The sequence below is a fragment of the Streptomyces rhizosphaerihabitans genome (assembly GCF_025399795.1).
Taxonomy (GTDB): domain Bacteria; phylum Actinomycetota; class Actinomycetes; order Streptomycetales; family Streptomycetaceae; genus Streptomyces; species Streptomyces rhizosphaerihabitans.
On sequence record NZ_JAODTZ010000016.1, the window covers coordinates 46,522 to 60,540 of the forward strand.

Genomic DNA, 14,019 nt, shown 5'->3' on the forward strand with positions numbered 1-14,019 from the left:
CCGGACCGGGCCACGCCCTTCACGGCACCCGGCTTCCACGCCGCACAGCATCCGGCGTCTGCTTCTCACAGCACCCGGCGTCTGCGCCCCAGCCAGGTCTGCGCGATGACGACGACGGCCAGGAAGGCGCCGCTGACGACCTGTTGGTAGGCGGAGTCCAGGGAGCCGATCTGGTTGATGACGTTCTGGATGACCTTCAGCAGCAGCACACCCACCAGTGAGCCGCTGATGAAACCGAACCCGCCGGTGAGCAGGGTGCCGCCGATGACGACCGCGGAGATCGCCTCCAGTTCCATGCCCGAGCCGAGGATCGTCACACCCGACGCCAGCCACGCCGCGTTGAGGGCTCCGGCGAGTCCCGCGCACAGCCCGGAGAGCGTGTAGACGGAGATCTTCGTACGGGCCACGGGGGCGCCCATCAGAGCCGCCGCGTCCTCGTTCCCGCCGACCGCGTAGACGTACTGGCCGAACCGGGTGCGCCGTAGCACGACCGCGCCGAGCACGAACAGCGCCACGGTGATCCACACGGGCACACCGACGCCGAGCAGTGCGCCCTGCCCGAGCTTCGCGAAGAACGACTCCTTGTCCACGAGATACGTCTTCGAGCCCTCGTCGGTGACGGAGAGCAGGATGCCCCGGGCGCCCAGCATCGAGGCCAGCGTGACGATGAAAGGAGCGAGCCGCGAACGGGCGATCAGCAGGCCGTTGACCAGACCGATCAGCCCGCAGACGGCCAGCGGCAGCAGCAGTGCGACGACCGTTCCGTACCGCGATGCCCAGGCCGCCAGCACGCCGCCCAGCGCGAAGAGCGAGCCCACGGACAGATCGATGCCACCGGTGACGATGACGAAGGTCATGCCGAGCGCGACCACGGCGAGGAACGCCGAGGAGAGCGCCATGTTCTCCAGGTTGTCGCCGGTCAGGAAGGTGTCGAAGCTGAGGGACGCCGCGATCATCGCGACGATCAGGGTGACCAGCGCGCCGTGCTGCTGGGCGAGGGCGCTGAGCCGTTCGGAGCGCCCGGCGCCGGACGGTTCCTCCTCGGGCGTGTTCTTCGCGCGCACCGGAGTGTCCACGTCGGTCGTCATCGCTTTCCTCGTTCCCGTGCCGCGTAGACGGCGAGGACGATCACCACGGCCTGGGCGATCTGGGTCCACGACGGCGGCAGATCGTGCTTGATGAGCGTGGTGGTGAGCAACTGGATGAGGACGGCGCCGGCGACCGTTCCGCCGATGCGCACCCGTCCGCCGCTCAGCGGAGTACCGCCGACCACGACCGCGGTGATCGCGGACAGTTCCATCAGGTTGCCGAGCGATGACGGGTCGCTGGCGGTGAGGCGGGCGGTGGCCAGCACACCCGCGACGGCCGCGAGGACGCCCGAGCAGACGTACACCAGGATGAGGACGCGTCGTACCGGCAGTCCGGCGAGCCGCGCCGCCGGGCGGCTGTCCCCGATGGCGAGGAGCTGGCGGCCGAAGGTCGTGCGGCGCACGACGAAGGCGACGAGCAGCGCGAGGCCGACGGCGATCAGCACGACGTAGGGGACGCCCAGGACATCGCCGGAGCCGAGTTTCGCCATGGCCGGGTCCTGGACGACCTTGAGCTGGGGGAGGAGCACCAGGGCCAGCCCGCGCCCGGCGACCATCAGGGCGAGTGTCGCGACGATCGGCTGGACGCCGACGAACGCGATGAGGGATCCGTTCGCGACACCGATCACGGCGCCGCCCACCAGTGCGATCAGGATGGCGACGCCGGGCCCGTAGCCGAGGTAGAGGGACAGGAGCGAGGTGGACAGGGCCATCGCCGAGCCCACCGACAGGTCGACCCCCTCGCTGCCGATGGCCAGCGCCATGCCGAGCGCCACGATCAGGACCGGGGCGACCTGGACCGCCTGGGTGCGGAAGTTCTCGGTGGACAGGAAGTGCGGGGTGAAGACGGTGTTCACCAGGAAGAGGGCCACGACGCCCAGGTAGACGCCGTACTCCTGGAGCAGGCCCAGCAGACGGTCGCGGTCGGCTGTCACCCTGCCGAGTGTCAGGTCAGTCATCGTGGCCTCCAGGGCCGGTGCCCGTGCCGGTGGCCGCCACGGCGGAGGCCGCGGGTGCGGTGGCGATGGCGCGCATCAGCCGGTCCTCGGTGACGGCTTCGCCGGTGAGCTCCTCGACGACCGCGCCGTCCTTGAGGACGATCACCCGGTCGCTGCCCTCGATCAGTTCCTCGGGGTCCGAGGAGATGAGGAGGACGCCGAGTCCGTCGTCGGCCAGTTCGTCGATCAGTTTCTGCACCTCCGCCTTGGCGCCGACGTCGATGCCCCGGGTCGGCTCGTCGAGGAGCAGGACCTTGGGCTGCATGGCCAGCCAGCGGGCCAGCAGCACCTTCTGCTGGTTGCCGCCGGACAGTTCGCCCACTTTCTGGTGGGGGCTCGCCGCCTTGATCCGCAGCCGCTTCATGAAGGTGTCCACGATCCGGTCGATGCGGGCTTCGTCGACGAGACCGAAGCGTGAGAGGCCGGGCAGCGCGGCGAGGGCGATGTTCTCGCGGACCGAGAGGCCCGGCACGATCCCCTCGGCCTTGCGGTCCTCGGGAAGCAGGCTGATGCCGGCGCGGATCGCGGCGGGCGTCGAGCCGGTGCGCACACGGACGCCCGCCACCACGACGTGCCCGGAGTCGGTGGGCAGCGCGCCCGCGATGGCCTTGGCGGTCTCGGTACGGCCCGAACCGAGCAGCCCGCCGAGCCCCACCACCTCGCCGGGCCGCACTGAGACGGACACGTCGTGCAATTGGTGACGTATCGTCAGTTTATGTGCCTCCAGGACGGGTTCGGCCTCGGTGTCGTGACTGCCCGCGAACTTGGTCAGGCCCTCCTGCCGTACGTCCGCGATCTCCCGCCCCAGCATCAGTGCCACGAGCCTCAGGCGGTCGAGTTCGGCGATCCGGCCCGTGTGCACCACCTTGCCGTCGCGCAGCACGGTGACCGCGTCGCAGATCTCGTACAGCTCGTCGAGCCGGTGGCTGACGTAGATCACCGCGATGCCCCGCTCGCGCAGCATCCGGATCACTCCGAACAGGGTCCGTACCTCGCGCGGTTCGAGCGAGGAGGTCGGTTCGTCCATGACGACCACGCGGGCGTCGACGGAGACGGCGCGGGCGAGGGCCACCATCTGCTGGGCCCCGACGCCGAGTTCACGCAGCGGCCGGCGCACGTCGACCCGCAGACCGAGATCGCGCAGAGCCTCGTCGGCCTGCCGGTGCATGCGACGGAAGTCGATCAGGCCGAGCCGGCCCCGGGGTTCACGGCCTAGGAAGAGGTTGCGGGCCACGCTCATCAGCGGGACGAGGTTGACCTCCTGGTAGATGGTGGAGATACCCGCGTGCTGTGCCTGGAGCGGCGTGGCGAAGCGGACCGGGGCGCCGTCGTACGTCACCTCGCCCTCGTCCGCCTGGTAGACGCCGGTGAGGACCTTGATCAGGGTCGACTTGCCCGCGCCGTTCTCGCCGATGAGTGCGTGCACCTCCCCGGCGCGGGCCGTGAAGTCCACCGAGGACAGGGCCTTCACGCCGGGGAAGGTCTTCGACAGACCGGTCACTGACAACATGTCAGAAAGCCTTGCCCAGGTCGGACTTGGCGTTGTCCTTGGTGTAGGCGCTGTCCTGGATGACGATGTCCTGGGAGACCTTCTCGCCCTGGGTGAAGGTGTCCAGGGTCTGGAAGGCGAGCGGCCCGAAGCGCGGATTGGACTCGATGACGCCGTCGATCCAGCCGTCGACGATGCCCTGGACGGCGTTGCGGGTGCCGTCGATCGTCACGATCTTCACCGCTCCCGGCTTCTTGCCGGCACCCTTGAGCGCGTTGACCGCGCCGAGGCCCATCTCGTCGTTCTCGGCGTAGATCCCGGTGATGCCGGGCTTGGACTGGATGAGGTTCTCGGTGACCGACTGGCCCTTCTCCCGGGCGAATTCACCGGTCTGCTTGAAGACGATCTTGAGGCCCGGGGCCTTCTCCTTGACGCGCTCCTCGAAGCCCTTCGTGCGTTCGGTCGTCACGTTGTTGCCCGCCGCGCCGAGCAGGATGGCGATGTCGCCCTTGCCGCCGGTCGCCTCGATCATCCGGTCCGCGGCCCGCTTGCCCTGCTCCACGAAGTCGGAGCCGATGAAACTCACGTAGTCCTTGCAGGCGGTGGCGTTGATCTTGCGGTCGATGGTGATGATCGGGATGTGCTTGGCGGACGCCGAGCGCAGTACGGGTTCCCAGCCGTCGGAGTTGAGCGGCGCGATCACGAGGAGGTCGGCGCCCTTGGCGATCAGGTCCTGGACGTCGCTGATCTGCTTGGAGAACTGCGACTGCGCGTTGGCCGTCAGCAGTTTCACGCCCCGTTTGTCCGCCTCGGCCTTGATCGACGCGGTCTCGGCGATCCGGAAGGGGTTGGCCTCCTTCTCGGACTGGGAGAAGCCGACGGTGGCCGACTTCAGGTCGATCTTCTTGGCGCCGTAGGCGTCGATGGCGCAGGTCGGTCCCGAGCCCGTGGACGGCGAGGCGACGACCTGCCCCCCGTCGCCCTGGCTGGTGGAGTTCTTGTCGTTGCCGGCGGTGTCGTTCTCCGACTTCGCGCATCCGGAGACGAGCGCGAGGCTCGTGATGAGGCCGGTGGCGAGGAGGGTCCTGGCGGAGGTGCGATGACGTGGTGCGATCGGCTTCATGGAGTCCCCAAACGGCGCGGCCCCGGCGCTGAGAGCGCTCCCGGGGATGATCGGCTCTTGCGGTCAACTCGGTGTACACGTCGTTCCGGGGAGGTTTTTACATCGTTGGAAGGAGCCTGTAAAGCCTTCTGTCCGAAATCTCGTCAGCGCCGCCCCAGTGTGCTCTCGCGCTCAACGAGCCTGAAATCCGCGGTCAGTTCACGTCCGCCGGGCTCTGTTCGGCCCGACAGGCTGCGCAACAGGGAGGCCACCGCCATCCTCGCGATGGCCAGCTTGTCCGGCGAGATCGTCGTCAGCGTGACCGCGCCGAACCGCCCCTCCTCGATGTCGTCGAAGCCGACCACCGCCACATCCCACGGAACCCGCAGACCACGTTCGTGCAGCACCCGCATCGCGCCGATCGCGACCAGGTCGTTGTACGCGAACACGGCGTCCGGACGCACCCCCGAGTCCAGCAGCCGGGCCATCGCGCGCGCACCCTCGTCCCGGTCCCAGCCGCCGACCGGAACCACCAGTTCGTCGGGCGCGGGCACCCCGGCCTCCGTCAACTCCTCGCGCCAGCCCGCCAGTCGCAGATGCGCCGGCCGGTTGGCCGAATCCGTACGGGCTCCCAGGTAGGCGATCCGCGAGCGTCCGCGGCTCAGCAGATGGCGTACGGCACTGCGCGCGGCCGCCACGTTGTCGATCGCGATGTGGTCGTAGGGCACTTCGTACTCCCGCTCGCCGAGCAGTACGAGCGGAACGTCGTCGGTGCGGGAGCGCAGGTCCTCGTCCTCCAGCTCCAGCGGGCTGAGGATCAGGCCGTCGATGACATTGGCCCGGAATCCCTGGCTCACCAGCACTTCCTGCTCGCGGTCACCGCGTGTGTGGTCCAGGAGCACGGTGAACTCGTGCTCGGCGGCGGCGTCGATGACGGCCCCCGCCAGCTCCGCGAAGTACGGGTTGCCCAGCTCGGGGATGGCGAGGGCGATGATGCCCGTGCGCCCTTTGCGCAGGTGGCGCGCCGTGAGGTTCGGCCGGTAGCCCAGCTCGTCGATGGCCTCCTGGACCCGCGCCCGCATGGCCGGGGTGACGTGCGGATAGTTGTTCACGACGTTCGAAACCGTCTTGATCGAGACGCCGGCGTGCTCGGCGACGTCCTTCAGGCTGACCCGCAAGGGATCTCCTCTTCATCGATGTGCGCCTCTGCCACCTGGGCGTTTGTCATGCCCCTGGACAGAGGCCGGGACCCGTGCTGTGATGCCAACTCCCGTTCCTTCCAACGTTGTACAGACTGAAGCAACGAGCCGCCACCCTTCCTCAGCCAAGGAGGATCCGTGCGCATCAGAAACCCCAGAAGCATCAGAACCCGACTGGCACTCCTGCTCGTCGCGGTGCTCGGCCTCGCGGGACTCACCGCCGCCCCGGCCGCCACCGCCGCCGACGACCCCGTGGAAGTCCACGGCCTGAAGGGCGAGTACTACACCCAGTCCGCCCCCGGCGCCTTCGACTTCCACGAGCTGAAGGCCACCGGATTGGACACGAATCTCGACTTCGACAACCTGGAGCCGCGACTGGCCTTCGCCACCGGACGGTCGGACGACGTCAACGTCCGCTGGACCGGCCGGATCGTCCCCGAGAAGACCGGCGCGCACACGTTCTCGATCATCGGCGACAACGGCTTCCGGCTGTGGGTCGACGGACACCTCGCCATCGACCACTGGGTCGACGACTGGGACCGCGAACAGACCTCACAGTCCATCGACTTGACCGCCGGACAGGCCTACGACATCAAGGTCGAGTACTTCGAGCACTTCGGCGGCTCCAACCTCCATCTGCGCTGGACCCCGCCCGGCGGTGCCAAGACGGCCGTCCCGCAGTCGGCGCTCCGGCTGCCCGACGGATACGCCTACGACGGCGCAGTCGCCACCACGGTCCAGGGCGACGGCCGTACCCTTCGCCTCGACTTCGCCCAGCCGCTCACCGCGCCCCCGGCCGGTCTCACCGACCACGTCGAAGCCGTCATCGGCGGCGCCAAGTGGCCCCTGACCACGGCCACACTGGACCCCGCCGATCCCAAGTCCCTGATCGTCGGCCTGAAGGAACCCGTCGTCGGCAACAAGACCGGCACGGCCAAAGGCACCGCCGATCTGCGCTACGACGGCAAGGGAGGCCTCTCCGGAACGAACGGCAACGTTGTCAACGCCTTCTGGAGCAGCGGCGCCAACCGCTCCACCCACGAGCTGAGCACCAAGTGGGCGGACGACGTCGGCCCCCGCAACGCCCTCCCCGAGTACCCCAGGCCCCAGCTCACCCGGTCCGACTGGCGCAACCTGAACGGCTCGTGGCAGTTCGCCGCCGCCAAGGCGGGCGAGCAGCCTCCGGTCGGGAAGAAGCTCGCCGAGAAGATCCTCGTGCCCTACCCCGTGGAGTCCCAGCTCTCCGGCATCGAACGGCACGAGGACCGCATGTGGTACCGGCGCACCTTCACCGTTCCCTCCGACTGGAAGGTCGGCTCGGGCAAGCGCCTCCAGCTCAACTTCGGCGCCGTCGACTGGCGGGCCGAGGTCTTTGTCAACGGCACCCAGGTCGCCGAACACCAGGGCGGCTACGACAAGTTCAGCGCCGACATCACCGCCGCGCTCAAGCCCGGCCGCCGCACCCAGGAACTGATCGTCGGCGTCTACGACCCGACCGACGCGCAGGGCGGCGAGAACCCGCCGGTCGGCAAACAGCGCCTCGACCCCAGCGGCATCTGGTACACCCCGTCCTCCGGAATCTGGCAGACGGTCTGGATGGAGCCGGTCGCCGCCGCCCATGTCGACTCGCTCAAGCTGACGCCCGACGTCAAGAACGGCCGGCTCACCGTCGAGCCGCAGGGCATCCGGAACGGAGTACCGGTCACCGCGACCGCCTACGCCGGACACCGCAAGGTCGCCACCGCGCGGGGCCGCACCGGGCAGCCGCTCGTCCTGAAGATCACCGAGCCGCACCTCTGGTCACCCGAGGACCCCTTCCTCTACGACCTGAAGGTGACCGTCGGAGCCGACCGCGTCGGCAGCTACTTCGGGATGCGTTCGATCGCCGTGGAGCAGGTGAACGGAACCCCGCGCACCGTCCTCAACGGCAAGCCCGTCTTCATGATGGCCACCCTCGACCAGGGCTTCTGGCCCGACGGCCTCTACACCGCGCCCACCGACGAAGCCCTGGCGTACGACCTGAAGATGCACAAGCGGATGGGCTTCAACGCGGTCCGCAAACACATCAAGGTGGAGCCCGACCGCTGGTTCTACTGGGCCGACCGGCTCGGCCTGATGGTCTGGCAGGACATGCCCGCCATGACCGCCGGGGTCGATCCGAACGGGGCGTCCCGCGCCGAGTACGAGCGCGAGATGAAGCAGATGATCGACGAGCACATCAGCAGCCCGTCGGTCGTCATGTGGGTGACCTTCAACGAGGGCTGGGGCCAGTACGACGAGGCCCGCATCGCCGACCAGGCCAAGGCCTGGGACCCGACGCGCCTCGTCAACTCCATGTCGGGCATCAACCTCGGCGTGGACGGCGGCACCGGCGACATCATCGACGAGCACGGCTACCCGAGCCCCGCACTGCCACCGGCTCCCGACGGCAGACGGGCCCTGGTCAGCGGCGAGTACGGCGGCCTCGGCCTCGCGGTACCCGGACACGCCTGGTCCGTCCAGCAGTCCTACGTGGACGTCGATCCCACGACGTACACCGACGACTACCTCGCCCGGCTGGACGAGGTCCACAAGCTTGCCTGCAAAGGCGGCAACGGCGCCGTCTACACCCAGATCTCGGACGTGGAAGGAGAGCTGAACGGGCTGATCACGTACGACCGCAGGGTGGTCAAGCCCGACGTGGCCCGGCTGAAGGCAGCCCATGACGCGCTGATCCACGACGCGTCACAGGCGACCCCGGCCGGCTGCTCCTGACGACGAGGCGCCCGGCACACGCCTCCCCGCTGCTCCGTGCGCGCCTCGCCCCGGCCCGCTGACGGGTCGTCGACATGGTCCGCCCTCCCCGCGAAGGGAGAGCGGACCATGCCAGGCCCGGCGCGCACCCGCGGGAAGTCGAGCCTCCGGATCGCGTGCACCGGCCCCGTGGCGTCCCGGGTTCCGATCGGCGGCACGTCGGGCCGGATCACGGCGGCCCACGCCGTTACTGTCGGCGGCATGGACGGTGATCGCCAAGGGTGGCGCCAGTGTTTGCTCGGCGGGGCGGTGTTCGCCGTATGCATGGCGGGCACCACGCTGCCGACCCCTCTCTACGGCCTCTACCAGGAGAAGTTCGGATTCTCCGAGCTGACGGTCACCGTCGTGTACGCCGTGTACGCCTTCGGGGTCATCGGCGTGCTGCTGCTGGCGGGCAACGCCTCGGACTCGGTGGGCAGGCGGCCGGTGCTCCTGTGGGGCCTCGGGTTCGCGGCGGCGAGCGCCGTCTGCTTCCTGTGCGCCACCGGGTTGGGCTGGCTCTACGTCGGGCGGCTGCTGTCGGGCCTGTCCGCCGGCCTGTTCACCGGGGCCGCCACGGCGTACGTGATGGAGCTGGCGCCGCCGGGCGGCGCCGCCCGGGCCACCTTCGTCGCGACGGCCGCCAACATGGGCGGACTCGGCTGCGGTCCCCTGCTCGCCGGGCTGCTCGCGCAGTACGCGCCCTGGCCGCTGTACCTGCCCTTCGCCGTCCACCTCGCCCTGGTGGCCTGCTCGGCCGCCGTCCTGCTGCGGCTCCCGGAGACCGTACGGGAACGGCGACCGCTGAGCACCGTACGACCGCAACGGCCCGGCCTGCCCCCACAGGTGCGGCCGGTGTTCGGGCCGCCCGCGATCGCCGCCTTCGTGGGGTTCGCCCTGTTCGGGGTCTTCACATCGGTCAGCCCGTCGTTCCTCGCCAAGTCCCTGGACGTGGACAACCACGCCGTGAGCGGACTGGTCGTCGCACTCGCCTTCTTCGCCTCGACCGCCGGGCAGCTCGCCGTCGGCCGGGTCGGAGTGGTGCGGTCACTCCCGCTGGGCTGCGCCGCTCTCCTCGGCGGTCTCGCGCTGCTCGCGGGCGCGCTGCGCTGGGACCTTCTGGTCCTGGTGGTGCTGAGTGCGATCGTCGGTGGAGCCGGCCAGGGTCTGGCGTTCCGCGCCGCGTTGGCCACGGTGGCGCAGGCGTCTCCCGAACACCAGCGGGCGGCGGTGATCTCCACCCTGTTCGTCGTGGCCTACGCGGGTATCTCGGTGCCGGTGATCGGAGTCGGCGTGCTGGTGGGCCCGATCGGTCTGGAGGGCGCGGGGCTCGTGTTCATCGCCTGCATGGCCGTCCTGGTCTCCGTCGCGGGCGTCTACCTGCTCCGCCGACCGACGTCGGTGAAGAGCTAGTCCGAACGGACGCGGTGAGTCGGGTGGCCGAGTGGCCGGGTGACAGAGCGTCCCGGCCTCCGGCGCGAGACCCGATCGCCGAGACCCGATCGCCGAGACCCGATCGCCGAGACCCGATCACCGAGACCCGATCACCCGAACGGTCCTAGCCGATGAGGGTCGCCTTCGGGCGGACCACGCAGAACTCGTTCCCCTCGGGATCGACCAGCACGGTCCACGACTCCTCGCCGCTCTGCCCGACGTCCGCTCTGCGGGCGCCGAGTGCGAGGACACGTTCGATCTCCGCCTCCCGGTCCTCGGCCGCCGATGTCAGATCGAGGTGCAGACGGTTCTTGACGATCTTGCCGTCCGTCACCGGCATGAAGCAGATGCCCACCGGCGCCGTCTCGTCCGGCCCGATCACGACCTCCCGCTCCCGCTCGGAGAGGATCCGCCAGCCCAGCACATCGGTCCAGAACCGGGCCAGGGAGGGGAGGTCGTGCGCGTCGATGACGATGTGATGCAGCGACAGGGGCATATCGGTCAATCTGCCCTGGTTCTGCCCGGACGGCATCTGGCGGCCGCCTTCCTACGACCCTGCAGGACGCCCGGCGCCCCCTGCCCCTGGACGACTGTGAGGGGCGACTACTGCCCGCCGGTCCGGAAGTAGTGACCCTTGTCGAGGTCCTCGAGCAGGCCCGGCTGGGTCGGGTGCCACCCCAGCAGCTCGCGGGTCGGCCCGCTGGAGGCCGGGCTGTCGAGACCGAGGAATCCCGCCAGCCAGGTGAAGTGCCCGGCCGCTTCCTCGGTGGGGACGGAGCGGGTGGGCAGATCGAGGTGGCGGCCGATGACCTCGGCGACCGAACGGATCGGCACGCCCTGCTCGGCGGTCGCGTGCAGGACCGATCCGGCCGGTGCGCCCTCCAGGGCGAGCCGGAAGAGGCGGGCGACGTCGTCGCGGTGCGCGGCCGGCCAGCGCTGCGAGCCGTCGCCGATGTACCCGGCGACGCCCTTGTCGCGGGCGATGCCGATCAGAGCCGCCATGAACCCGTGGTCGCCCTCACCGTGGACGGTCGGGGGGAGCCGTACGACGGACGAACGGATGTTCCGCTCGGCGAGGGCGAGGGTCAGGTGGGCCGTGCCCATCCGGGTCCGTGGGCCGCCCGGCAGGTGCGCGGGCAGCTCGTCGGGCGTCCGCCCGTCCGACTCGGTGCTCACCCGGCCCGGGGTCAGTCCGAGCAGGCCCGAGGCGAGTACGAACGGCCGGCCGGAACCCGCGAGCGCCTCACCGAACGTCTCGACGGCGCGGCGGTCCGCGTCGGCGGCGTCCTGGAAACCTCCGGAGAAGGCGATGTCGTGCTTGAACGCGAGGTGGACCACGCCGTCCGACGCCCCGGCGGCGTCGCGCAGGACGTCGACGTCGTCGAGGGAGCCGGGCACCACGTCGGCCCCGGCCTTCGTGAGGGCCGCGGCGGACGCGTCCGAGCGGGCGAGCCCGGCGACCTGGTGACCCGCGCCGATGAGTTCGGGTACGAGTGCGGAGCCGATCCATCCGGATGCCCCGGTGACGAAAACGCGCATGAGAAAGCCTCCAGCGTCGGGTGATCGCCCTCGCGCCGGGAAGGTGCGTGGGGCGACCGAGCGATGTCAGTCACTGTCATCAAACGGTAGCACTCGATGTCAGGGACTGTCATCGAGTACGATGCCGGGCATGGGTCGATGGCAGCCGGACGCGCGCGGCCGCCTGGAACGGGCGGCGCTGGAGCTCTACGTCGAGCGCGGCTTCGAGCGCACCTCGGTGGCGGAGATCGCCGAACGGGCGGGGCTGACGGAGCGGACGTTCTTCCGGCACTACGCGGACAAGCGCGAAGTCCTGTTCGCGGGTTCGAGCGTGCTGCAGGAGGTGCTCGTGGACGCCGTCGCCCGTGCTCCCGAGTCCGCCACCCCGATGGACGCCGTGGCGGCAGCCCTTGAGGCTGCCGCGGCCGTGCTGCAGGAACGCCAGGAGCACGCCCGTCGGCGGCATTCCGTCATCGACGCCAACACCGAGCTGCAGGAACGCGAGTTGATCAAACTCGCCTCGCTGTCCACGGCGCTCGCCGGCGCCTTGCGGCAGCGTGGTGTGGATGACGCCTCCGCGGGCCTTGCCGCGGAGGTGGGCATCGCCGTCTTCAAGATCGCGTTCCGGCGCTGGGTCGAGCAGGCCGGGGACAAGGAACTGTCCCAGTTCATCGGAGAGTCGTTGACCGGCCTCAAGGCAGTGACCGCGGACGCGTGACGTCCGATCCTGGATTCCCGATCCCGGCCTCCCGATCCCGGGAAGGCTCGAAGTCGGCCCGGGCGTCCGGTAGTTCGCCGAACTGTACAGACAGGCTCTAGGGCCGCAGCACGATCTTGCCGTGGGTCTGGTGCTTTTCCAGTTCGCGGAACGCGTCTTGCACCCGCTCCAGCGGGTAGGCGCGGGCGACCGGCACCTCCAGCTCCCCGCGCGCGGCGAGCCGGGCCAGCTCGCCGACCACCACCGCACACGCCGCAGCGCCTTCTCCGTAGGTTCGCGCGCCGACCCTGGCCGCGGCCTGCCAGTCGCGGATCGTGTTGATCCGCTCGGGCCGAACTCCCAACTCCACCGCCAGCTCGACATAGCCGTCGCCGAACGTGTCGATGAACGCGTCGACGTTCCCGCCGGAAGCCTGCCGGATCCGCTCGGCCGCGCCCTCCCCGTACTCGACCGGGACCACACCGTGATCCTTCAGCCAGGCGTGGTTCCGTTCGCTCGCCAGCCCGATCACCGTGGCGCCGTGCCGCCGTGCGAGCTGCACGGCGAGGGACCCGACGCCGCCCGCCGCACCGGACACGACGACCGTGTCGGCCGGTCCGGGGTCCACCGCGAACACGGTGGCGTACGCGGTCGTACCGGCCACGTACAACGACCCGGCCACGTCCCAGGAAAGACCCTCCGGACGCGAGGTCAGATTCACGTCGTCGACCACGACGAACTCCGCATGGCTCGCCCTGTTGTGGGTGAAGCCCAGGACTTCGTCGCCCACCGCGAAGCCGCGCACCTGCGGACCGACCTCCACCACGACACCGGCCAGATCGCTGCCCTGCCCGGAGGGGAACACCGCCGGCCAGCGTCCGTGCCGCGCGCCCTCGCGGATCATCGCCTCGCCCGGCTGGATCCCGGCGGCGCGGACCTCGACCAGCACCTGCCCGGGGTCGGGCACCGGCCGCTCCACCTCCTCCACCCGCAGCACATCGATCCCGCCGTACTCGTGGAACCGCACCGCCTTCATCGCGTGATCACCGCTCTTCCTCGTTCGGACAGGCCTTGGACTGCCACGCCTCGGAACGGCCACACGTCGACCGTGCCATCGCGCACAACGGCCCGGGAACCGAGTTGTGTTCCCAGGACCAACGGTCGTCCGAGAAATGTCCACCGACCTTCCGAGAGGCTCTGGCCACGGGTTCGGTGAACGGACACATCAGGTGTGGCCGCCCTGTCATGCTGGGCGCCACGGCATACGGAGAGGACTTCATGTCAACCGACCACGACATGGCTTTGTTCGCTGAGCGGCCTTGGTTCGCGGCCAACGAGATCCTGGCGTTCGTGGTGGAGCTTGTCGCGCTGGCATGTCTGGGCTGGTGGGGATTCACCACCGGTCACGGCCAGTTGCTCCACATCCTGCTCGGCGTGGGGACGCCTCTGTCGGCGATCGTCCTGTGGTCGTTGTTCGCGGCACCGAAGGCGCGACTGCGCCCCGGATTGCCTCTCGTGCTCCTCGTCAAGGCGGTGGTTCTGGGGGGTGGCGCGGCGGCCGTGTACGCGGTGGGGCATCCCGTGACCGCCGTGGTCATGGCGATCGTCGTGGTCGCCAACACGGCGGTGGCCGAAACCCTCCGTCGCAGCGTGCCCGGCCGGCCTGCGGGGCCGGAGGCCGCGACCGGCTCAACGGAGTCCGGCTGAGACCCACCGAAGTGG

12 protein-coding genes are annotated in these 14,019 nt (G+C 69.8%); 4 read left to right on the forward strand and 8 right to left on the reverse strand.

Annotated features, from left to right (window positions below; translation table 11 throughout):
• Positions 1–65: 65 nt before the first annotated feature.
• The 5 genes from N4G66_RS17990 to N4G66_RS18010 all read right to left on the reverse strand — a co-directional run bounded on the left by N4G66_RS17990 (position 66) and on the right by N4G66_RS18010 (position 5,855).
• Positions 66–1,088, reverse strand: coding sequence for an ABC transporter permease (locus N4G66_RS17990; protein WP_261705145.1), 1,023 nt, complete (start codon positions 1,086–1,088; stop codon positions 66–68).
• Positions 1,085–2,047: an ABC transporter permease gene (locus N4G66_RS17995; protein ID WP_261705146.1), complete on the reverse strand. Its 963-nt coding sequence runs from the start codon at positions 2,045–2,047 to the stop codon at positions 1,085–1,087. The genes N4G66_RS17990 and N4G66_RS17995 overlap by 4 nt, the downstream gene beginning before the upstream one ends.
• Entirely contained in the window at positions 2,040–3,596 is a 1,557-nt protein-coding gene (locus N4G66_RS18000; RefSeq protein WP_261705147.1) for a sugar ABC transporter ATP-binding protein, read from the reverse strand. Before N4G66_RS18000 ends, N4G66_RS17995 begins: the two co-directional genes overlap by 8 nt.
• A 1-nt stretch (position 3,597) precedes the next feature.
• Positions 3,598–4,698 carry an ABC transporter substrate-binding protein gene (locus N4G66_RS18005; RefSeq protein ID WP_261705148.1) on the reverse strand — a complete coding sequence of 367 codons (1,101 nt, stop codon included), beginning with the start codon at positions 4,696–4,698 and terminating at the stop codon, positions 3,598–3,600.
• Positions 4,699–4,841: 143 nt separating this feature from the next.
• Positions 4,842–5,855: a LacI family DNA-binding transcriptional regulator gene (locus N4G66_RS18010; RefSeq protein ID WP_261705149.1), complete on the reverse strand. Its 1,014-nt coding sequence runs from the start codon at positions 5,853–5,855 to the stop codon at positions 4,842–4,844.
• Positions 5,856–6,014: 159 nt separating this feature from the next.
• Here N4G66_RS18010 and N4G66_RS18015 point away from each other — a divergent pair, with 159 nt between their 5' ends.
• Together N4G66_RS18015 and N4G66_RS18020 are read left to right on the forward strand one after the other, a co-directional pair.
• Positions 6,015–8,630, forward strand: coding sequence for a PA14 domain-containing protein (locus N4G66_RS18015; RefSeq protein ID WP_261705150.1), 2,616 nt, complete (start codon positions 6,015–6,017; stop codon positions 8,628–8,630).
• Positions 8,631–8,870: 240 nt separating this feature from the next.
• On the forward strand, positions 8,871–10,061 hold the full coding sequence (locus tag N4G66_RS18020) for an MFS transporter (RefSeq protein WP_261705151.1): 1,191 nt from the start codon (positions 8,871–8,873) through the stop codon (positions 10,059–10,061).
• 145 nt (positions 10,062–10,206) lie between these two features.
• On the opposite strand, the gene N4G66_RS18025 is transcribed toward N4G66_RS18020, so the two are convergent.
• Positions 10,207–10,578 carry a VOC family protein gene (locus tag N4G66_RS18025; protein WP_261705152.1) on the reverse strand — a complete coding sequence of 124 codons (372 nt, stop codon included), beginning with the start codon at positions 10,576–10,578 and terminating at the stop codon, positions 10,207–10,209.
• 107 nt (positions 10,579–10,685) lie between these two features.
• The gene (locus tag N4G66_RS18030) at positions 10,686–11,621 is read right to left on the reverse strand and encodes an SDR family oxidoreductase (protein WP_261705153.1); all 936 of its coding nucleotides are present in this window, start codon (positions 11,619–11,621) and stop codon (positions 10,686–10,688) included.
• Positions 11,622–11,751: 130 nt separating this feature from the next.
• On the opposite strand from N4G66_RS18030, the gene N4G66_RS18035 reads away from it, so the two are divergent.
• Complete coding sequence (locus N4G66_RS18035) at positions 11,752–12,318, forward strand: TetR/AcrR family transcriptional regulator (protein WP_261705154.1); 567 nt, start codon at positions 11,752–11,754, stop codon at positions 12,316–12,318.
• A 97-nt stretch (positions 12,319–12,415) separates the two neighbouring features.
• Here the strand turns inward: N4G66_RS18035 and N4G66_RS18040 are convergent, their stop codons facing one another.
• A complete protein-coding gene (locus N4G66_RS18040; RefSeq protein ID WP_261705155.1) occupies positions 12,416–13,333 on the reverse strand; it encodes an NADP-dependent oxidoreductase in 918 nt (305 codons plus the stop codon).
• Positions 13,334–13,593: 260 nt separating this feature from the next.
• Between N4G66_RS18040 and N4G66_RS18045 the strand changes: the two genes are divergently transcribed.
• Entirely contained in the window at positions 13,594–14,004 is a 411-nt protein-coding gene (locus tag N4G66_RS18045) for a YrdB family protein (protein ID WP_261705156.1), read from the forward strand.
• The last annotated feature ends 15 nt before the right edge of the window (positions 14,005–14,019 follow it).